Origin of the sequence: Campylobacter sp. CNRCH_2013_0898h, assembly GCF_025772965.1 — a bacterium.
Taxonomy (GTDB): domain Bacteria; phylum Campylobacterota; class Campylobacteria; order Campylobacterales; family Campylobacteraceae; genus Campylobacter_D; species Campylobacter_D lari_D.
In genome coordinates this window covers 106,784-125,791 of record NZ_JAKMTD010000003.1, presented here as the reverse complement: position 1 = coordinate 125,791, position 19,008 = coordinate 106,784, and the positions used below count along the sequence as shown (strand labels likewise).

Here is a 19,008-nt window from a genome sequence, read left to right as displayed (position 1 = left end):
ACAGCAACCTCTTATATAAAATATATTAATTATATAATACATCAAAAAAGTTTGATTTTGGTTAAAAGAAGTGGAGCGGGAAACGAGATTCGAACTCGCGACCCCAACCTTGGCAAGGTTGTGCTCTACCCCTGAGCTATTCCCGCATTTTGAAAGTAGAGTGTGATTTTATCAAAACTTTATTTTATTGTCAAGTTTTTAAAATTAAGGAATGTTTTTTGCTTGTAGTTATTAAATTTTAAAAGGAGCAACTCATGCAAGTAAATGATAAAAATAGTCCACTAGCCCTAAACAATATGACAAAAATCAAAGAAAAAAACACATCTTCAGATGAATTTCAAGCTACACTTAATGCACTTAAAGACAAAGAGGAAAAAAAGTATAAAAAAGATAGCAACAATGCTTTTAGTAATACAGATTTAAATATAGGTTCAATTTCTAAAGATTATAGCGTATATGCTTGGGAGAAATTACGCCAAAGCAAATACCAAAAAAATGAAGAAAATATCTTAAACAATCTTTTTAAAACTTTAGATAAAGCAAGAAGTTAATCATTCAAAATAGGGTAGTGCAATACCCTATTAAATTTTTAAAACTTTAACTTCTTGATCTTTTACTAATTTTGTATCATCAATTTGCGTGATTAAAATATGCGTGTTTTCACATAAAGGTTTTAGCATACCTGAGCCAAATTTAGCTTCACTTGGTTTAAAATATCCATCGACTAATTTTCCAAAAGCAAAATCATTTCTTTGACCTTTGAAATTTAAATCTTTAGTCAATCTTGCTTTATCAAATTCCAAAAGTTCTTTACCATAAAGTAAATTGAGTATATTTTTTGCAAAAATATGCGTTGAAACTAAAGAGGCTAAAGGATTTCCTGGTAGGGCTAGAAAAAGCATATCGCTTTTGCTAAAAAGTTTTACATGCTTACAAAGTTTAGCATTTACTTTTTCAAAAATAGGGCTAAAATCACACTCAAGCAAAGCTTGTTTGATAAAATCAGCCTCACCCGCGCTAGCTCCACCACTGCTTATAAGCATATCAAATTCTTTATTTTCTAAAAGCTTTTTATATGCATTTAAATCATCTTTTATAAGTCCTAAATACTCAACATCAGCATAATCTTGCAAAATAGCATAAATTCCAAAAGCATTTGCATTATATATGCTATATTCATCAGCATTTTCCCAAGGTTCTACAAGCTCATCTCCACTTGAAAAAATCCCAACACGCAATTTTTTAACGACATTTAACTCATAAATTCCTTGAGCAGCAAGCATAGCTATCATACCTGAAGTGATTTTTTGTCCCTTTTTAAACAAAAGCTCTCCAAGCTTTGCTTCCTCGCCTTTAAAACGGATGGCATTGTTTTCTTTAGCGTTTTTAGCATTGAGCTTTTCATCTTCAAGCAAAGCTTCTTCAAGCATTAAAATGGTGTTTGCATTTTGAGGAATTTTAGCTCCTGTCATAATCTTATAGCATTCATTTTTTTCTATAATATAATCATTTTTATCGCCTGCTAAAATACTTCCTTTAATTTCTAGCAATTCATTCTTATGTGTATAATTTAATGCATAACCATCTAGGGCAGAATTATCAAAAGCGGGTAGGTTTTTTTTCACAAAAACATCTTCATATAAAATACACCCCAAAGCCTGTTTTAAATTTACTCTTTGAAATTCATTTTTTGCTTTAATTTGTTCTTTTAAAAAATCTAAAGTTGCAAAAATATCTCTCATTCTTCAAGCCTTCTTATACTTGCGCCTAGTTTTTTAAATTTTTCTTCTAAATTTTCATATCCTCTATCAAGATGATAAATTCTATGAATTTTACTTGTGCCTTTAGCTGCTAAAGCTGCTAAAATCAAAGCAGAAGATGCACGCAAATCAGTAGCCATAACATCAGCTCCCAAAAGCTCTTTAGTGCCATTTATAGTAGCAATATGCCCGTTTAATCTTATATCAGCTCCCATTCTTAAAAGCTCACTTACATGCATAAAACGATTTTCAAATAATCTTTCATCAATAATACTTGTACCATTTGCTTTTAAAGCTAAAGCCATAAATTGTGCTTGCATATCCGTTGGAAAGCCTGGGTATTCGCTAGTTAAAATTTCAACTGGTTTGATTTCTTTAGCAGGATTTATACTAATACTATCTTCATTAATATCAAAGCTAAAACCCATTTGCCCTAGCTTTGCCAAAACTGCACTAAGATGGCTTGCATTGACTTTTTTTAGAGTGATTTTTGAGTTAGTGATAGCTCCTGCACACAGATAAGTTCCTGCTTCAATACGATCAGGAATAATTTCAAAAGGTTTAAATTCTAAAAGTTCTCCACTTGTGCCATAAATTTCAAGTTCAGAAGATCCTATGCCTTGTATATCAAGCCCGGCTCTAGCTAAAACCTCACAAAGTTGCACCACTTCAGGCTCTTTAGCAACATTTAAAAGTCTAGTTTTACCATGAGCTAGGGCTGCTGCCATAATGATATTTTCACTGCCTGTAACAGTGATTTTATCAAACATCACATCAGCACCCCTAAGCCCTCCACTAGCTACTACATAGCCTTGTTTAATCTCAATATTAGCTCCCATTTTTTCTAAAGCTAAAAGGTGTAAATCAATAGGGCGTTGGCCTATAGCACAACCTCCCGGTAAAGAAACTTCACAATTTCCAAATCTAGCTAGTAAAGGCCCTAAGGTAAGTATAGAAGCACGCATTTTACGCACGATGTCGTATTTTGCTATGGTTTTATTTAAATGTTTTGTATTTATTTTTGCAAAATTGTCTTTAAAAGTATAATTTGCTCCTAAATTTTCAAGTAAAGAAAGTAGGGTACAAATATCTGCTACATTTGGTAAATTTGAAATTTGCACTTCATTTTTAGCTAAAATACTTGAAGCTATCAAAGGAAGTGCAGCGTTTTTTGCACCACTTATTATCACTTCTCCATTTAACTTTTCAACACCATCAATCTCTAAATAAGTCATTAATTTTCCTTAAAATATATACATAATGATATAATAATATTTTACTACAAATATTATATAAATTAATAAGATTAAAGGTGTTTTTTGGGAGTTTTTCTAGTCATACTTGGTGGGATATTTTGGGCCATAAGTGGGGTTTTGGCTGAGTATTTGTTTAAAAATCATTATTCTGCTGAATGGGTAAGTTTTTATCGTTTGCTTTTTACTGGTGTTATTTTAATAATTTTGGGTGTAAAAAATTTCAAACTAAAATTACTAAAGCAAAAAGAAGAACTTAGCTCTCTTTTAATTTTTTCTATCTTTGGTTTATTGATAACTCAATATGGTTATTTTAAAGCTATTTATTATACCGATGCAGGAACTGCCACGATGATACAATACAACGCACCATTAATCATAATGCTTTTTATGTGTTTTAAAAATAAAATTTTTCCTAAAAAAGTAGAACTAATCGCTTTGTTTTTAATACTTTTTGCTTTATTTTTACTTATAACAAATGGAGATATTAATACATTAAAACTTGATATAAGAGGTATTATTTGGGCTTTTTTTGGAGCTCTTGGAGTAGCGTTTTATTCTTTGAGTGCTAGGCTTATCATAGCAAAATATGGCTTATTTTTAATTATGGGTTTGGCTAGTTTATTTGCTTCTTTTTTGCTTTTTGTATTATTGCAAGGAAATATCCCAAAACATGATTTTTCTTTAAATTCCTTTTTGGCTATGAGCGCGATTGTATTTATAGGCACAATAGGGGCTTTTTGTTTATATTTAAAAGGAGTTGAATTAATAGGGGCTTTTAAAGCTAGTATGATAGCTTGTATAGAACCCGTGGCTGCTGCTTTTATGAGTTTTTTATTTTTAGGAACTATTTATAGTGTGATTGATCTTTTTGCTTTTGCCTTAATCATTCTTAGTGTGTTTTTAAATGCCAAAAAACACTAAGAATAAGTGATTAAAAAATACTAGATAAAACTATCTAGGTTCTATCGTGAAGTTTTTTGGCTACCTCTGCAGCTAATTTTAGCTTTTCATTATCAAAGTGCGTATAAATTCTTGAAGTATTTAAACTCGCATGCCCTAGTGCTTCTTGGACTAAAACTAAATCTTTTTGTTTTTTATAAAGTAGGGTAGCAAAAGTATGTCTTAACATATGAGCTCCGTTTTTTTGCTTGCGAATTCCTGCTTTAAATAAAATTTGTTCTACTATACGCGAAACATAAGCTTGGGTTAGGGCTTTGCCATTGCGATTGACAAATAAAAGTCCATCATAAGAAAGATAATTTACCCTTACATCTTTTAAAAGATGTTCTATAAGCTCTTTTTTAATCATCACAACGCGGTATTTATTACCTTTAGCTCTAATGCGTATAATATAAAGATCATTTTCTTCGCTAATATCTTTTAATTTTATATTAATAGCTTCACTAACCCTAATTCCTGTAAAAATGATAATTTTAATAATCAAACGATTGCGTATGGTATTACTTTTAAAATCTGTATTATCAATAGCATCTAAAAATTTACTCACTTCATCTTCACTCATATACTCAGGTAGCTTAACTCCCTTAGAACCACTTATACCCGCCCAGTTTTTAAGATTAATATCAAAAATGTGCGCCTTTTGATCTTCTTCGTTTTGTTTATCTAAAAATGCAAAAAAATTAATCACAGCTATACGGTAGTTTTTCTTACTCGCATCAGACAAAGAAGCACTAATACTTGCTAAAATTTCTACTAAAAGCTCTTCATCGATTTGTTTTAGTGAATAAAGCTTATAAAATAACAAATACTCATAAAGTTTTTTCAAAGGATTAAAATATGTATTTACACCGCTAAGTCCTGCATTTCTTGCTTTTTTTACATAAGCATCAAGCTCTTGTATATTTTTAACACCCTTACTTAAGGCTAAATTTACTACAGCCAAGGCTTGAGGGTCTTTTAATTCTTTATTTGATAAAGAATTAAGTTTAAATTTCACATATCTACAAAGCCAAAATAAAAATGACTTTTCAAAATTTTCTTCACAATCTAGAGGATATTTCATCACTCATTCTCCAAAGCTTTCAAAGTAGCCATTTTTGCATGAATATATGCACTATCAAATAGCTTTTTAGAGTTTTCTTTTATAATCAAACCAAGTTCAGTACAACCCAAAATCACTCCTTGAACCTCCGAAAATTGAGCAATCAAATCACATAAATATCTTTTTGATTTTTCATTTATAATACCTTTACAAAGTTCATTAAAAATAATGTCATTAAGCTTTAAAATATCATCATTTTTGGGAATAAAAACTTCAATCTTTGAGTTAATTAAAAGTTGTTTATAAAAATCTTCTTGCATAGTGTATTTTGTCCCTAATAACAACACTTTATCGATATTTTGCTCTTGAAGTTCTAAAAGCATAGCTTTAGCTATATGTAAGATAGGAATTTGAATGTTTTTTTGTATATTTTCATAACATTTATGCATAGTATTAGTGCAAATTAATATAAAATCAACTCCACTTTTTTGCAAAAGTAGGGCATGTTGGGTTAAAATTTCACTTGCTTTTTGCCAATCATTCTTTCGTTGACATTCTTCTATTTCTTCAAAATCAACGCTAGTTAAAACTATCTTGGCACTATGTAATTTTCCTAATTTTTCATTTGTTAATTTATTGATAATTTCATAATAACTAAGTGTGCTTTCATAGCTCATTCCGCCTATTAAACCTATGGTTTTCAATTTTTTTCCTTTTAAAATTAATATAAAAATTATAAAAAAATCTTACTTAAAAAATATCAAGCTATAATTATAAAAACAAAATAGGGTGATGATATGTTTTTTAAGAAAAAAACCGCGCAAAAGCAAGTAAAACAAAACAATATTTCAAAACAAGATAATACTTTAAATAACGACTTTGCACAAGAAAAAAGACTTTACGAATTTAGAGAAAATATGAAAAAACTTAGCAAAAATGAAAATAGTGCTAAACTTTTAGCAAAACAACTTTCAAGATTAATTCAAAAATCCAAATAAAATCAAAAACTCCACACAAGTTAAACTTTTGTATTAATTTCTTTTTTTTACTCATCATTTTAACTTTTTTAGTCTATAAAAATATTTTAACTTAAACTTAATATATATGTAAAATTATATGATAAATAGTAAAATATTGAAATTATATATATTTTGTATTGAAAACTATAATTTTCAAACTTTTATATTTATCTGTTTATACATAAGTAAAATATATTTAAAAATACCTATAATATAGTATTTTAAAGCATTTTATTTTTTGGATGAAAATAATTTATCCATAAAAAAATAAGTATAATTTTTTGAAAAATATTATAAGTTATTTTATGCAGCTATAAAAGACTAAAGATGTATATTTTTCATTTCAACTAAATTTTAGTTTATATTTTTGCTTAAATAAATTTGAAGTTTAAAAATGTAGATTAGTTATTTTCTTGACTTTTAGGATAATCAAAAAACACAACTTCCCCGCTGTGTTCTTTTATATCTTTAAATTCTTTTATATCAAATTGCATACATAAAATAGCAGAAGTTGGAAAGTTTTCTAAATCTATATGAGCTAGATACTCACAAAGTTCTTGCAATAAAGGATTGTGCATAATTAGCACTACCCTACTCTCTTTTGATTCTTTTATAAAATTTAACACATCCTTTAAATTACCATCATAAAAGCTTTTTTCTATCTTGATATCTTTTTCTTTTAAAGAAAAGCTTTTGCAGAGTTTTTGTGCTGTTTTTATACAGCGCTTAGCAGGACTTGAGATAATGCTTTGAGCTTTAAATTCTAAATCCTTAATCCTATAAATCATAGTTTTTAAATCATCTTTTCCACTAGAACTAAGTTCTCGTTGTAAATCTTGATCGTAATTTTCTTTTTGAGCTTTAGCATGACGAATAAAATAGATATATTTCATCTTATAACCTTAAATTTACCCAAAGCATATCCACATATAAAGCCAAAAATATGTGCATACCAAGCTATATTAACACCCATAAAAATAGGCACAAAACTCATTAACAATATAGCCACAATAAGTCCTTTGGTGGCGGTTTTATCCAAATATGCATAATACCCCATTAAAACACATATAGCACCACTTGCACCCACTACATTTACAAAACTACCATCAAAACTTAAATACACATAAAAAGCACTAAGCAAAGAGCAAAGAATTCCACCGATTAAATAAAGCAGGGCAAATTTAAAACTTTTTAAGTATTTTTCAAGCATAGAACCAAATTGAAAAAGCACTATCATATTTAAAATCAAATGAGGCCAATTTCCATGCATAAATATTGAGCTTAAAATTTGCCAGTAAAATCCTTGAAAAAAAAATAAATTTAAACCCAAAATAGTATCTAAATTTAAAGAACCAAAATAAAGATAATTTACAAAAATAAATACAATAACATTAAAAGCGATTAAAAATGAAGCTACCATTGCCCTACTTTGTATTTTTGATAATTATAACAAAAAGCTATTTAAATTCTAGCTTACACATAAAATTCACATTAATAAGATACAATATCGTCAAAAATACAATAAGGTTAAAAATGAAAAAACTAGCTTTAGCTTTTTTGATTAGTTTAAATACTCTTAATGCTGGTATAGTCATAGCACCTGATTCTTTGCCGGTAAATATCAAACAATTTATTAAAGATTACTTTAATGCAGAGATTGGTCTAGTAGAACAAGATGGATATTCTTACGAAATTTATTTAAGTGATGGAAGTGAAATTGAGTTTTCACTCAATGGAGAATTTAAAGAAGCCGAAAATTTCAGATCTTTAAATTATGCTATTTTACCTTTAGCAATACAAAACACCATTAAAAATACCTATCCAAATGCAGCGATTATTGAAATAGAAAGAAAAATTTCATATTACAAAATAGAACTTAATAATCAAATGAAACTTTATATTGATGATAATGGAACTATTTTAAGACAAAAATTTGACGATTAAAATTGCTTAAGATCAAATAAGCAAGTTTTAAATTTTATTCTAAAAAGGCTTTAACCCTTATCAAAACTTATAAAAATTTTAAAATAAGGAGCTTTATCATAGGCTCCGTATTGATTTTCTCACCTTAAATATTGCTCTTTTACTTTGTTTGGACAAAATCAAAATTAGTACTACTCTTTGTCAAATTAGATAAACAAATATCAAATTTTTCCTAAAATATTTAGCATAAATGTATTTTCATTATAGGTATATAACCCACACATAAGCTAAAATTTTTTAAATATTTACTCCTCTTGCACTCTTACTATCAGGCTTTTTGGTAGCTTAAAATATTCAATCCATTCTTGTTCTTTTTGTCTCATTTGTCCTTGATCTACCTCATGATCATATCCTTGTAAATGAAGCATAGCATGTATAAAAAGTAATGCCATCTCTTCTTCATTACTGTGTTTATACTCCATTGCTTTTTTACTTACTTCATCTAAATTTATCACAATACTGCCAAGTAAATTTTCACAATTTTGTATCAAAGGAAAAGATAACACATCTGTAGTTTTATCTATACCTCTTTGACTAAAATTAATCTCACGCATAACTCTTTCATCTACCAAAACAAGCTCTATATTTTGATCGCTCATTTTCTGGGCTATTTTTTCAAGAAAAGAAATATCCATTTCTTCTTCACAAAAAATCATTATTATCCTTTTGATTTTATAATTTCAAATTATATCAAAATTAAGGAAAAGCATGAAAAAAGCTCTTTGTATTATAAGTGGTGGTATGGATAGTACTTTATGTGCATATTTAGCTAAAAAAGAAGAATATGAGATCATTGCTTTACATTTTGACTATAACCAACGCACCATGCTTAAAGAAAGGGAATGTTTTAATAAAATTTGTGAAAAACTTAACATAAAAACAAAATATATTTTAGATGTGTCATTTATAGCAAATATTGGAGGAAACTCATTAACAGATTTAAATTTAGAAATTCCCAAAGAAAAACTACATGAAAAAGAAGTCCCAAACACCTATGTTCCTTTTAGAAATGGTATTTTTTTATCTATCGCAGGTGCTATAGCTGAAAAGGAAAATTGTGAAAGTATTTTTATAGGAGTGGTACAAGAAGATAGCAGTGGTTATCCTGATTGCAGTGCGAAATTTATACAAAAAGCCAATGAATTTATTAATAAAGGTACAACAAAAACTTGCAAAGTACAAATAAAAACCCCATTAGTTCATCTAAGTAAAGGACAAATAGTTGAATTAGCCCTAAAAGAAAAGGTAGCCTTAGAATATACTTGGTCTTGCTATGAAAGAGGAGATAAAGCTTGTGGTAAATGTGATAGTTGTTTATTAAGACTAAAAGGCTTTAAAGAGGCTAATGTAAAAGATTTTATAGAATATGTTTAAAAATTTACTTTCATTTTATTTTAGTTTGTATAATTTGCTTTTTTAAACATTAAGGAGAAAACATGAAAAAAATATTATTTGGTTCATTTTTAGCTGCTTCGATTTTGGCAAGTAGTGCTTTGAGTAAAGAATTTAGTTTAGATAAAGCACACACAAATGTAGCTTTTAAAATCAAACATTTACAAATTAGTAATGTAAATGGAAATTTTAAAGATTATGATGCAGTAATTGATTTTGATAGTGCTAAATTTGAATTTAACAAACTTCAAGCAAATATAAAAGTTGCTTCTATAAACACAGAAAATAAAGCAAGAGATGCGCATTTACAACAAGATGATTTTTTTAAAGCAAAAACTCATCCAAACATTACTTTTACTATGAGTAAATATGAAAAAATCTCTAATGAAAAAGGTAAAATGTATGGCTCATTAAGCATTGCTGGAGTAAGCAAAGATGTTGTTTTAGATACTGAAATTGGCGGCGTTATTAAAACAGATAGTGGCAAAGAAAAAGCAGGTTTTACTCTACAAGGACAAATTAAAAGAAGTGATTTCAAATTTGCTCCTGATACTTCTAGCTTAACACTTAGCGATGAAGTACAAATTAGCATCGAAGCAGAAATTAACGAAAAATAATACTATAAAAGCATTTTACTTTTTGTAAAATGCTTTGATTTTTATTTAGCTACCCAACCTTCTTTTTTCCAAATTTTTTGAGCTTCTTTACTTTGTGTAAATTTGATGAATTCAGCTACTTTTGGATTTTTTAAACCTTTTTGCGTTGGAACTATTTCAGCCGCTCTGTAAATGATTGAATTTTTATCCGCTAAAATAAATTTATTTTCTTTCTCTCCAACTGCTTTAATCCAATGTGTCCAAATGATTAAAGCATCGATATTTTGATTATTTTTCCACTCATCAACCGCTGCTTTTGAATTTTTAGCATATACTTTAATGTTTTTTCTTAATTTTTCTAGGTTTTCAATTTTTCCTGTTTTTAAAGCCATATCCTCATATAAGCCAACCTGCCCTGCTCCATCAACCACCATAACATTAACACCATCTTTTAAAAGATCTTCAAATTTTTTAATTTTTTTTGGATTATTTGCTCTTACAATCATACCCGAGCCTCTAGCATTTAAAACTTGAACATCTTGTATTTTGATTTGTTTTGGCATTGCTTTAACAAAACCATCCATCATAGAAGTATTACCTGAATAAATAATATCAGCATCTGTTTTTGCTTTTTTTATCCATTTAGGTGTTGGTCCTGCATTAATAATAACTTTTTCTCCATGTTTTTCTTCAAATTGCTTAGCAAGCTCTTTCAAAACAGGAGCAGGACCACCTGGACCATAAACTAAAATTTCAGCATTTAATGCAGCTGCAGCAAATAAACTTAAAAATAAAAATTTTTTCATATTTTTTTCCTTAAATTAATAAAATAAAATCGTAAATATATCTTTTTAAAGTTGATATTTTTTTAATCAAATAAACTAATTTTTTTCTCTTGTGCTAAAAAATATTCCAAAAACTCTTCTTCGCTTTCTTTGATTAGGCAATATTTAAAATCAAAAAAATTCTTTAATTCACTCAAATTTATATAAGAAAAATCGCAAAATAATGAATTTTTTAATGCTATTTTGAAATCTTTAATGCCTTGGAGCTTTTGGCATATAAATTCAAAATCTTTTTCATTTTCCACAAGTAAAATTACTCTAGAACTTCCACCAAAAGCACAAATTTCATTTTTTGAGTTTAAAAAATATGCCTTAAAAAGATCTAACTTTTTTTCATTAAAATTAAAAGATAGATTTTGCTTTTCAGCAAAATCAATAAATCTAGCAAAAATATCTGCATAAAAAAATGCAAATTTTAAATCTTTAAAATACAAATTTTTACAAAGCAAACTCGTTTGAAATAAAGATTTAGAGCCTAAAATTTCGTATTTACATGCTTTTAAAGTATGAAAATTTGATTTAAGTTTTAAAATAAATTTTTCATCATCAGAGCAAAAGAAAGTTTTTTCTTTTGAATTTTTTAAAAGATCAAAATCTAATAAAATATTTGAATTTAAGACTTTAAAATTAAATGCCTTTGCAAATTTTAATTCTACATGATTGCAATATATAAATTCATAAGATTTTTCTTCACTTAAAAATCTAAAAAGTCTAAAAATAGTTGCTTCTAAATCATCAACTTGAAGATAAAACACATCTTTATCTTCAAGTTTTAATCTTTCCTCACTTACTATAACATAAGCACCAAGTTTTATAGCAAAGCTTGCTTGTTCATTATTTTTAGCAAAAAAAACACTTGCTTGTTTGACTTTATTTAAATCTATACTAAAATCATAAACACTAGAAGTTGCTCCATAATTTAAAACTCGAGCATTAATAAGTTCGATAAAGTTAGAAATATTCATCTAGCCTATTAAAGCTCCATTTTCGATAAAGCCTTGCGGGCTTATCAAAACTAATTTTTCATCTTTTTGAGCACTTAAAATCATACCTTGGCTTTCATGACCAAAAATTTTAGCTTTTTTTAGATTTGTAATTACGCAAACTTGCTTGCCTATTAACTCACTAGCTTTATAAAATTTAGCAATACCTGAAAGCACTTGTCTTAGTTCGCCATTTTCAAGTTCAAGTTGAAATTTTAAAAGCTTTTCACTGCCTTCTATATTCTGACAATCTTTTACTAATGCTACTTTGATTTCGATTTTTTTAAAATCATCTATTTTAATTTGAGCTAAATTTGACTTCTCTTCTAATTTTTCTTCTTTTTTGTTTTCTTGGGTTAATTCAACTTTTAGAAACAAAGCTTCACATGCACTTGATTTTAAATCACATAATTGATTATTTAAAATTAGTTTTTGATAATTTTCGTTTGATATTTCAAAATTTAAAGCCTTTGCAATTTTTAATGCTGTCTTTGGCATAGCAGCTGAAAGTAAAATAGTTGCTTTTGTTAAAATATTAGCACATAAAGCCACTAAAGCATTAGCTTTTTGCGTTTGATTATTTTTAATCAAATTCCAAGGCTCATATTTACTAATACTTAAATTTGCTAAAGATAAAGCCTTGAAAAGTTCCTCTAAATAGCGATTTGGCTGGATATTTTCCAAAGCATTGATTGCATTATCTAAATACTCTTTGCATTCATTTAATTCTTGATTAAAATACAAATTCACATCTTTACACTCAATAATATTTTGAGAATACTTAGCACTCATACCGATAATTCTATTTAATAAATTTCCAAGCTCATTGCTTAATTCTGCATTGATTCTAGTGACTAATGCTTTTTGCGAAAAATCCCCATCATTACCAAAAGGAACTTCTCTGAGTAAAAAATATCTAAAAGCTTCTAAACCAAAAGTATCTGCTACTTCTTTAGGCGCTACTACATTGCCTTTAGATTTGCTCATTTTTTCACCATCTTTAGTCCACCAACCATGTGCTGCTATAAATTTAGGTAAAGGAAGTTCTAAACTCATCAAAAACGCAGGCCAATACACTGCATGAAAACGCAAAATATCTTTGCCTACAAAGTGTATATGAGCAGGCCAAAGATCCATATTTTCATCATCAAGTCCATAGCCCAAAGCACTCACATAATTCATCAAAGCATCAAGCCAAACATACACCACATGTTTTTCATCATTTAGTTCTTTTGGAAGCTTTATACCCCATTCAAAACTCGTTCTTGTAATGGAAAGATCTTTTAAGCCACCTTCTACAAAATAAATCAACTCATTAGCCTTATTTTTAGGTAAAATCGGCTCTTTTTCTTTGTACCATTTAAGAATTTGATCTTGATATTTAGAAAGCTTGAAAAAATAACTTTCTTCTTTTAAAAGCTGTGTTTTCTTACCACAATCTGGACAATGACACTCATTTACAAGCTGAGTTTGGGTAAAATAACTCTCACAAGAAACACAATAAAAGCCTTCATAAGTTCCTTTGTAAATATCACCTTTATCATACATTTTTTTAAATGCTTTTTGAACGCTTAATTTGTGATTTTCATCCGTAGTTCTAATGAAATAATCATAAGAAATTTCAAACTCATCCCAAAGTTTTTTAAACTTAGCACTAATTTCATCTGCATATTCTTTAGGGGTAAAATTTCTAACGCTAGCAGCTTGCTCTATTTTTTGACCATGTTCATCTGTGCCTGTTAAAAAGAATGTTTTTTCTCCCTGTAAGCGATAAAATCTAGCCAAAGTATCTGCTATAATCGTAGTGTAAGCATGACCAATATGAGCCACATCATTTACATAATATATCGGGGTAGTAATATAACGCATTTTCAACCTTTATTAAAAATCAAATCCACCTTCTTTACCTTTAGACATACTCTTATAAACTGCTTCTATATACTCTTTTCTTAAAGAACACTCAAAAATCATAGAGCAAGGTAAACAAGATTTTAATTTTTTTTCGTTTTGACAAGCTTGAAGTTCATTTTTTTTAACTTCTAAAGCCAACTCAAATTCATCTTTAACTTCAGCCATTAAAAACCTTTATAAGCTTGTTTTAGTTTTTCAATTTCATATTTAGAACCCAAAAAGCATGGCGTACTTGCATGAATTTTTTCAAATTCTAAATCAAGTAAAGAATCATTTTCTCCATTGGTAGAAAATCCTCCTGCTTTTTCAAAAATAAAAGCAAAAGGAAACACCTCAAAATATGCTCTTAATTTTCCATTTGGTGCATCGCTTGTTGCAGGATATGAAAACAACCCTCCACCTTTGAGTAAAATTTGGTGCAAATCACTCACCATAGCACCAGAATATCTCAAGCGATAACCCTCATCAAATAAAGCTTTTATAAAAGCTCTATGAGTATTTGACCAATTTTTTTGTGTCCCACCGCTTGCATTTAATTTGCCTTTTTCATTTAATTTTAAATCCTTAACAAAAACAAATTCATCTTTTTCATTTAATCTATAAAGCTTAGGAGTGTCTATACACACTATAAGCTCTAAACGCACGCCATAAATAGCATAAATTGCTGCTTTTAGATTTTTTGCATTAGCCTTTTGCTCATAAATAGCAAAAATAGAACCTATAGCAAAATTCACATCTACTAAAGAAGAACCATCTAAAGGATCATAAGCAACAACATATTTTTCATTTTCATTGATTAGCAATTGCTCTTGTTTTTCCTCGCTAATTAAGCTTTTTAAACCTTTGCTTTGCTTTAAAATTCTAGTGATAATCTCATCGCTTTTCACATCAAGTTTTAATTGATTATCTCCTGTGGCATTTTGAGAAGTGGTATAATCAAAATCTTTTAAATATCTAAGTTCTTTTGAAATTTCAATCACTGCTTTTTGTATATCGTCAATTAATTCTTGCATATTTTACCTCTATACTTTTTTTGAATTTTTTAATATAAAATCACAAATACTTTCCAAATCATCCAAATAAAGCCAAGTTAAATTTTTATTTTCAATTTTCTCATAGCTTGCAATAGCCTTAGAATAAGCAAAATAGCTCTCATCTACTTCTTTACAAAAAACGCTAATTCTTGGCATATCTAAGGTTTTTAAGCCCTCTATAAATAAAAAATCAAATTCTCCTAGTTTAGAAATAGCTTCATCTAAAGTACTTGGAGAATGTGCAAATAAAGTTGTCCTTGTAGGACTTAAAACCATTACATCAGCACCACTTTGAAAAAATTTAAAACTATCTTTTTTTGCTATATCAAAGCTTGCTTTATCCTTTGGATCATGTTTTATAATGCATACTTTATAATTTTGTTCCATAAAATACTTAGCAACTTGAGTAATCAAAGTCGTTTTACCTGAATTGGAAGGCCCGCTAAAAGCCATTGCTAATCTTTTCATAACTTCCTTAAATCAAATAAAATAAATGAAATTATATCTTTTTAAAAGTTAAAAGCTTATAATTATAAAAAAATTAGGAACAAAAATATGAAAAAAGCTTATATGATTATTTTTTTAACACTTATTTTTACCGCATGCTCTAATAAAACCCAAGAGCAAAGTGAAATTAATTTAAAAAGCCAAACTCTAATGTATGCACAAAAAATTAATTTTAATTATAAAGATAATAGAGTAGTTGCTTTATTGAGCTATTTAAACCCTGTATTAGATGAAAAAAGTCAAAAAGAAGTTTTTATACTTAGTTTTTTACCAAATATCAACATCAAACAAGAACAAATTTCAATACTCATAGATGGAGAAAAAACTAATATAAAAACCTTAGATCAAAATGATAAATTATTTAAATATATCATTAAGAGTGATTATGCAAGTTATTACAAAATCACTCTTGATGAATTAGTGCAAAAACCTATTTTAAAACTTGATTTGTGTTTTGAGAATCAGTGTTTTGAGTTAAAGTTTCAAAAAATTTCGAAATCGGTGTATTATCGTTCAGAAGATGCAAATAAACAACATAATTAGCTAAAACTTTCTTAGCATATACCCTGCTTTCTGCATAAGGAACAAGCTCCATTGATAAAAATGGCTCATATTTTCCCACTCTAAACATATCTTCTCTTTTGAGCATTCTAGTGGTAAATCCTATACCTCCATTATAAGCATAAGCCACAAAAACCGGGGAATTAAGTTTAGATTCTAAATAATCTAAATGATGATTTGCAAAAGTATAAGCTGTTTTTGGTTCAAAAAGCATATCTTGATCAAAATTTGGAATTTGCAGTTCTTTATTGCCTATATGATTAGCTAAAAATGGGATAAATTGCATAATACCCAAAGCATAAGAAGTTGAAATGGCTGTTGGTATAAAACGACTTTCTTGTCTAGCTAAAGCTAAAATCATAGCTTTTCTTTGCGTAGAATAATCTTTTAAATATTCAAAATAAGGCATAATAAAATAATGTTTTTTAAAACCTTCGGCCCTTTCTTTAATATAGGCATAAATAGCGATATTTTCCTTGGTATAAAAATCTTTTGCAAGTTTTTCTAGCTCATTAGGAGTGCCTTTTGTAATTTCTTTTGCGAGCTTTTGCCAAGCAAAAGGATCTTTCATATCAAAATTATTTTTTTGTTTTTTTGGCTTTAATTCTTCTATTTTAGGTAAAGGCAAGCCTTTTAACTCTCTTGCATAAAGACTATAAATATTTAAAGAATCACTTTGAGCAAGCTCATCAATGTACTTTTTATCTTGAGTGATCAAATATAGCCAAAAATTTGCATTATCTACTAAAGGTTTGCTTTTAAAAGTATCTTTTGCTACTTGAAAAAATTCCAATGCTTTTTTATCGTCATTTTCTAAAATAGCATTTACACCTAGATAAAAAGCATTATCTTGAAAAGTTAAATTTGCATCTACATTGACTAGAGATTTTCTTATCAATGGACTTTTTTTCTTAATGATAATTTCTTTTACAAAATTTGTAAATTCTTTTTCTTTAGCTAATTCATTTACAAAATCTTTTTCTAAGAAAAAATCTTTTTTATCTTTTAAGAAATTATAGATTTTATAAAAATTAGCACTATCATAATTTAAAACCGCATAACTTAGAGGATCTTTAGCATCAAAAGCTTCTAAAAGTTTTGTTAAATTTGGATTATCCTGTGGGATATTTTTTTTCATCTCATTACGCACTGAAGCATTAAGATCTTGTATAAAAGTTAAACTATTTAATCTTATAAGCTGACAAGTAGCATTAGCATCTAAGATATTTTGCGTATTAAATTTATAACAAGCTTCATATTCTTTATTATACCCCAAAGGCGGAATAATAGCTTCAATGGCATTTTTAATACGCCCTGCATAACGATAAATATGTTCTTTTAAACCTTCAACTTCTTCTTTTTTAAATTCATTTTTTTCTAATAAACGATATAAATAATAATCCTTAGCTAAAGAATTTGGTCTTTGCTCTAATTCTTTATAAGAATACATCGCACTATTTGCAAAAACCACTCCAGCTAAAAGTAACACTACACTTTTTTTCAACACTTATAAACTTCCTAAAATTAAATTTGATAAAAATATTTGGATAAATTTTAATCCTAAAATAATAATCAAAGGTGCTAAATCAATACTCCCTATAGTAGTAGGAATAAACCTTCTTACAAAAGCATAAGCAGGATTAGTTAAACGATATAAAATTTGCACTATAGGATTATATGGATCAGGCCTTACCCAAGAAATCAATGCGGCAATGATTATAATCCATACGTAAATTTCAATAACTAAAGAAAAAATTTGCACCAAAGATACAATCAAACTTGTTCCAACTCCCATTTTACTCCTTTATAATTTCTTTAACAAAAGGCTTGATTAGAGTATAAATTTCACTCATTTCAGGTCCGTGAGTAACTCCTGTTAATACCAAACGCAAAGGCATAAAGAAATTTTTACCTTTTAAATTTGTTTTTTCCATCAAAATCTTTTTAAACTCATCATATTCTTGAGGTAGATCTAAATCTTTTAAAACTTCTTTAATCAACTTACATTCTTTTTCAAATTCATTATAATTTTTAACTGCAAAAATTGCTTGTATTTTTTCTCTTATCTCATTTAGCGTGCTAGCTTCTTGAGTATAAAATTTTGCAAGCTCAGCTACATCCTTACCTAAATTTAATAAAGAATTTAATTTATCATTATCAAGCATTTTTATATGCTCACGGTTAATTTGCATTAAACGCTTAGTATCAAATCTTGCAGGAGATTTTGAAACTTTTTTCAAATCAAACCATTCTATGGCTTCTTCTAAAGTAAAAATCTCTTTTGGAGTTTTATTACCTAAAAGTATTAAATAATTTGCAATAGCACTTGCTAAATATCCATTATCAAGCATCCATTTTACACTAGAATGAGCCTCTCTTTTGCTCATTTTAACACCTTCTTCATTTAAAATGATAGGCAAATGTGCATAAGTCATGCTTTTATCATAACCCAAACTTGCTCTAATATGTTCTTGCTTAGGAGTATTTGAAACATGATCTTCGCCCCTTATAATACAAGTAACACCTTCTAGCATATCATCAACCGCACAAGCAAAATTATAAGTTGGGGTTTTATCAGCCCTCATAATCACAAAACTATCAATATCTTCAGGATTAAAACCAATCTCACCTTTAATATAGTCTATAAATTTCATTTGCGATTGAGGTTTTTTAAGACGGATTACGAAAGGTTTTTCACAATTTAATACATCAATATCTGCAAGTTTTTCACAAGTACCATCGTATCTATATGCTTGATTTTTACTTTTAGCTAGTTCTTTTTTATGAGCTAATTCATCCTCAGTGCAAAAACAAGCAAAAGCTTTTTTTTCACTTACTAGCTTTAAAGCCATTTGACGATGAAATTTCAAATTCTCACTTTGTACATAATAATGCTGCCAAGTTATACCAAATTCTTTTAAAATAGCTTTTATTTCTTCTTCTTTTCCAGCTATATTTCTAGCATTATCCGTATCTTCAATACGCAAAATAAAATCAGAATTTTCTTGTCTTGCTTTAATATAATTAAATAAAGCTGCTCTTAAATTTCCAATATGCATATCTCCAGTAGGCGATGGTGCAAACCTATACATTATTTATCCTTTTAAAAAACTTTTTTATCATTATACAATTAAATACTTGCTATTTCTTTTAAGTTCA

At 28.1% G+C, this 19,008-nt stretch carries 23 protein-coding genes and 1 tRNA gene; 7 read left to right on the top strand and 17 right to left on the bottom strand.

Going from position 1 to position 19,008, the window contains the following annotated elements; translation table 11 throughout:
* Positions 1–71: 71 nt before the first annotated feature.
* Positions 72–146 (bottom strand) — tRNA-Gly (locus L8X50_RS02600).
* Positions 147–254: 108 nt separating this feature from the next.
* Here L8X50_RS02600 and L8X50_RS02595 point away from each other — a divergent pair.
* Positions 255–551, top strand: coding sequence for a hypothetical protein (locus L8X50_RS02595; RefSeq protein ID WP_263660327.1), 297 nt, complete (start codon positions 255–257; stop codon positions 549–551).
* A 30-nt stretch (positions 552–581) separates the two neighbouring features.
* Here the strand turns inward: L8X50_RS02595 and L8X50_RS02590 are convergent, their stop codons facing one another.
* Entirely contained in the window at positions 582–1,742 is a 1,161-nt protein-coding gene (locus L8X50_RS02590; RefSeq protein ID WP_263660326.1) for a molybdopterin molybdotransferase MoeA, read from the bottom strand.
* Entirely contained in the window at positions 1,739–2,995 is a 1,257-nt protein-coding gene (gene murA / locus L8X50_RS02585) for a UDP-N-acetylglucosamine 1-carboxyvinyltransferase (RefSeq protein ID WP_263660325.1), read from the bottom strand. The genes L8X50_RS02590 and murA overlap by 4 nt, the downstream gene beginning before the upstream one ends.
* Before the next feature lie 84 nt (positions 2,996–3,079).
* Here murA and L8X50_RS02580 point away from each other — a divergent pair, with 84 nt between their 5' ends.
* Positions 3,080–3,937 (top strand): DMT family transporter, encoded by an 858-nt coding sequence (locus tag L8X50_RS02580; RefSeq protein WP_263660324.1) that lies wholly within the window; start codon positions 3,080–3,082, stop codon positions 3,935–3,937.
* A gap of 34 nt (positions 3,938–3,971) precedes the next feature.
* Here the strand turns inward: L8X50_RS02580 and L8X50_RS02575 are convergent, their stop codons facing one another.
* Together L8X50_RS02575 and L8X50_RS02570 are read right to left on the bottom strand one after the other, a co-directional pair.
* Positions 3,972–5,039, bottom strand: coding sequence for a tyrosine-type recombinase/integrase (locus L8X50_RS02575; protein ID WP_263659689.1), 1,068 nt, complete (start codon positions 5,037–5,039; stop codon positions 3,972–3,974).
* The gene (locus L8X50_RS02570) at positions 5,039–5,722 is read right to left on the bottom strand and encodes an aspartate/glutamate racemase family protein (RefSeq protein WP_263659688.1); all 684 of its coding nucleotides are present in this window, start codon (positions 5,720–5,722) and stop codon (positions 5,039–5,041) included. Before L8X50_RS02570 ends, L8X50_RS02575 begins: the two co-directional genes overlap by 1 nt.
* Before the next feature lie 93 nt (positions 5,723–5,815).
* On the opposite strand from L8X50_RS02570, the gene L8X50_RS02565 reads away from it, so the two are divergent.
* Positions 5,816–6,016 carry a molybdenum cofactor biosynthesis protein gene (locus L8X50_RS02565; RefSeq protein ID WP_133318915.1) on the top strand — a complete coding sequence of 67 codons (201 nt, stop codon included), beginning with the start codon at positions 5,816–5,818 and terminating at the stop codon, positions 6,014–6,016.
* Between the two features lie 422 nt (positions 6,017–6,438).
* On the opposite strand, the gene L8X50_RS02560 is transcribed toward L8X50_RS02565, so the two are convergent.
* Both L8X50_RS02560 and L8X50_RS02555 read right to left on the bottom strand, forming a co-directional pair.
* Positions 6,439–6,930 (bottom strand): SixA phosphatase family protein, encoded by a 492-nt coding sequence (locus tag L8X50_RS02560; RefSeq protein WP_133318916.1) that lies wholly within the window; start codon positions 6,928–6,930, stop codon positions 6,439–6,441.
* The gene (locus tag L8X50_RS02555) at positions 6,927–7,457 is read right to left on the bottom strand and encodes a rhomboid family intramembrane serine protease (RefSeq protein ID WP_133318917.1); all 531 of its coding nucleotides are present in this window, start codon (positions 7,455–7,457) and stop codon (positions 6,927–6,929) included. The genes L8X50_RS02560 and L8X50_RS02555 overlap by 4 nt, the downstream gene beginning before the upstream one ends.
* 113 nt (positions 7,458–7,570) lie before the next feature.
* Between L8X50_RS02555 and L8X50_RS02550 the strand changes: the two genes are divergently transcribed.
* Positions 7,571–7,981 (top strand): PepSY-like domain-containing protein, encoded by a 411-nt coding sequence (locus L8X50_RS02550; protein ID WP_133318918.1) that lies wholly within the window; start codon positions 7,571–7,573, stop codon positions 7,979–7,981.
* 284 nt (positions 7,982–8,265) lie between these two features.
* Here L8X50_RS02550 and ybeY read toward each other — a convergent pair whose 3' ends face one another.
* Entirely contained in the window at positions 8,266–8,676 is a 411-nt protein-coding gene (ybeY, locus tag L8X50_RS02545; protein ID WP_220566256.1) for an rRNA maturation RNase YbeY, read from the bottom strand.
* Between the two features lie 52 nt (positions 8,677–8,728).
* Between ybeY and queC the strand changes: the two genes are divergently transcribed.
* Together queC and L8X50_RS02535 are read left to right on the top strand one after the other, a co-directional pair.
* Complete coding sequence (gene queC / locus L8X50_RS02540; RefSeq protein ID WP_263660323.1) at positions 8,729–9,394, top strand: 7-cyano-7-deazaguanine synthase QueC; 666 nt, start codon at positions 8,729–8,731, stop codon at positions 9,392–9,394.
* A gap of 62 nt (positions 9,395–9,456) precedes the next feature.
* Complete coding sequence (locus tag L8X50_RS02535; protein ID WP_133318921.1) at positions 9,457–10,029, top strand: YceI family protein; 573 nt, start codon at positions 9,457–9,459, stop codon at positions 10,027–10,029.
* A gap of 41 nt (positions 10,030–10,070) precedes the next feature.
* On the opposite strand, the gene L8X50_RS02530 is transcribed toward L8X50_RS02535, so the two are convergent.
* The 6 genes from L8X50_RS02530 to mobB form a co-directional block, all read right to left on the bottom strand.
* The gene (locus tag L8X50_RS02530; protein WP_263660322.1) at positions 10,071–10,814 is read right to left on the bottom strand and encodes a substrate-binding domain-containing protein; all 744 of its coding nucleotides are present in this window, start codon (positions 10,812–10,814) and stop codon (positions 10,071–10,073) included.
* 62 nt (positions 10,815–10,876) lie between these two features.
* Positions 10,877–11,818 carry a hypothetical protein gene (locus tag L8X50_RS02525; RefSeq protein ID WP_263660321.1) on the bottom strand — a complete coding sequence of 314 codons (942 nt, stop codon included), beginning with the start codon at positions 11,816–11,818 and terminating at the stop codon, positions 10,877–10,879.
* Complete coding sequence (metG, locus tag L8X50_RS02520) at positions 11,819–13,705, bottom strand: methionine--tRNA ligase (RefSeq protein WP_263660320.1); 1,887 nt, start codon at positions 13,703–13,705, stop codon at positions 11,819–11,821.
* A gap of 12 nt (positions 13,706–13,717) precedes the next feature.
* Positions 13,718–13,912, bottom strand: coding sequence for a hypothetical protein (locus L8X50_RS02515; protein ID WP_263660319.1), 195 nt, complete (start codon positions 13,910–13,912; stop codon positions 13,718–13,720).
* A complete protein-coding gene (locus L8X50_RS02510; RefSeq protein ID WP_263660318.1) occupies positions 13,912–14,760 on the bottom strand; it encodes a class 1 fructose-bisphosphatase in 849 nt (282 codons plus the stop codon). The genes L8X50_RS02515 and L8X50_RS02510 overlap by 1 nt, the downstream gene beginning before the upstream one ends.
* Positions 14,761–14,769: 9 nt before the next feature.
* On the bottom strand, positions 14,770–15,249 hold the full coding sequence (mobB, locus tag L8X50_RS02505; RefSeq protein ID WP_263660317.1) for a molybdopterin-guanine dinucleotide biosynthesis protein B: 480 nt from the start codon (positions 15,247–15,249) through the stop codon (positions 14,770–14,772).
* Positions 15,250–15,336: 87 nt separating this feature from the next.
* Here mobB and L8X50_RS02500 point away from each other — a divergent pair, with 87 nt between their 5' ends.
* Entirely contained in the window at positions 15,337–15,831 is a 495-nt protein-coding gene (locus tag L8X50_RS02500; RefSeq protein ID WP_263660316.1) for a hypothetical protein, read from the top strand.
* Here the strand turns inward: L8X50_RS02500 and L8X50_RS02495 are convergent.
* Genes L8X50_RS02495 through gltX form a run of 3 tightly spaced genes read right to left on the bottom strand, consistent with a single transcriptional unit; the run spans position 15,719 to position 18,941 of the window.
* Positions 15,719–17,356, bottom strand: a complete 1,638-nt coding sequence (locus L8X50_RS02495; RefSeq protein ID WP_263660315.1) for a lytic transglycosylase domain-containing protein — start codon at positions 17,354–17,356, stop codon at positions 15,719–15,721. The two genes, L8X50_RS02500 and L8X50_RS02495, sit on opposite strands and share 113 nt — an antisense overlap.
* Positions 17,357–17,644 carry a YggT family protein gene (locus L8X50_RS02490; protein ID WP_012661430.1) on the bottom strand — a complete coding sequence of 96 codons (288 nt, stop codon included), beginning with the start codon at positions 17,642–17,644 and terminating at the stop codon, positions 17,357–17,359.
* Between the two features lies 1 nt (position 17,645).
* Positions 17,646–18,941, bottom strand: a complete 1,296-nt coding sequence (gene gltX / locus L8X50_RS02485) for a glutamate--tRNA ligase (protein ID WP_133318930.1) — start codon at positions 18,939–18,941, stop codon at positions 17,646–17,648.
* Between the last annotated feature and the right edge of the window lie 67 nt (positions 18,942–19,008).

Excerpts from the sequence above, each read along its gene's own strand:
- L8X50_RS02525 (WP_263660321.1), bottom strand. The coding sequence starts at position 11,818 with ATGAATATTTCTAACTTTATCGAACTTATTAATGCTCGAGTTTTAAAT.
- L8X50_RS02500 (WP_263660316.1), top strand. The coding sequence starts at position 15,337 with ATGAAAAAAGCTTATATGATTATTTTTTTAACACTTATTTTTACCGCA.
- L8X50_RS02515 (WP_263660319.1), bottom strand. The coding sequence starts at position 13,912 with ATGGCTGAAGTTAAAGATGAATTTGAGTTGGCTTTAGAAGTTAAAAAA.
- L8X50_RS02575 (WP_263659689.1), bottom strand. The coding sequence starts at position 5,039 with ATGAAATATCCTCTAGATTGTGAAGAAAATTTTGAAAAGTCATTTTTA.
- L8X50_RS02510 (WP_263660318.1), bottom strand. The coding sequence starts at position 14,760 with ATGCAAGAATTAATTGACGATATACAAAAAGCAGTGATTGAAATTTCA.
- L8X50_RS02550 (WP_133318918.1), top strand. The coding sequence starts at position 7,571 with ATGAAAAAACTAGCTTTAGCTTTTTTGATTAGTTTAAATACTCTTAAT.
- murA (WP_263660325.1), bottom strand. The coding sequence starts at position 2,995 with ATGACTTATTTAGAGATTGATGGTGTTGAAAAGTTAAATGGAGAAGTG.
- mobB (WP_263660317.1), bottom strand. The coding sequence starts at position 15,249 with ATGAAAAGATTAGCAATGGCTTTTAGCGGGCCTTCCAATTCAGGTAAA.
- L8X50_RS02590 (WP_263660326.1), bottom strand. The coding sequence starts at position 1,742 with ATGAGAGATATTTTTGCAACTTTAGATTTTTTAAAAGAACAAATTAAA.
- L8X50_RS02555 (WP_133318917.1), bottom strand. The coding sequence starts at position 7,457 with ATGGTAGCTTCATTTTTAATCGCTTTTAATGTTATTGTATTTATTTTT.
- gltX (WP_133318930.1), bottom strand. The coding sequence starts at position 18,941 with ATGTATAGGTTTGCACCATCGCCTACTGGAGATATGCATATTGGAAAT.
- ybeY (WP_220566256.1), bottom strand. The coding sequence starts at position 8,676 with ATGATTTTTTGTGAAGAAGAAATGGATATTTCTTTTCTTGAAAAAATA.
- L8X50_RS02560 (WP_133318916.1), bottom strand. The coding sequence starts at position 6,930 with ATGAAATATATCTATTTTATTCGTCATGCTAAAGCTCAAAAAGAAAAT.
- L8X50_RS02490 (WP_012661430.1), bottom strand. The coding sequence starts at position 17,644 with ATGGGAGTTGGAACAAGTTTGATTGTATCTTTGGTGCAAATTTTTTCT.
- L8X50_RS02530 (WP_263660322.1), bottom strand. The coding sequence starts at position 10,814 with ATGAAAAAATTTTTATTTTTAAGTTTATTTGCTGCAGCTGCATTAAAT.
- L8X50_RS02535 (WP_133318921.1), top strand. The coding sequence starts at position 9,457 with ATGAAAAAAATATTATTTGGTTCATTTTTAGCTGCTTCGATTTTGGCA.
- metG (WP_263660320.1), bottom strand. The coding sequence starts at position 13,705 with ATGCGTTATATTACTACCCCGATATATTATGTAAATGATGTGGCTCAT.
- queC (WP_263660323.1), top strand. The coding sequence starts at position 8,729 with ATGAAAAAAGCTCTTTGTATTATAAGTGGTGGTATGGATAGTACTTTA.
- L8X50_RS02595 (WP_263660327.1), top strand. The coding sequence starts at position 255 with ATGCAAGTAAATGATAAAAATAGTCCACTAGCCCTAAACAATATGACA.
- L8X50_RS02565 (WP_133318915.1), top strand. The coding sequence starts at position 5,816 with ATGTTTTTTAAGAAAAAAACCGCGCAAAAGCAAGTAAAACAAAACAAT.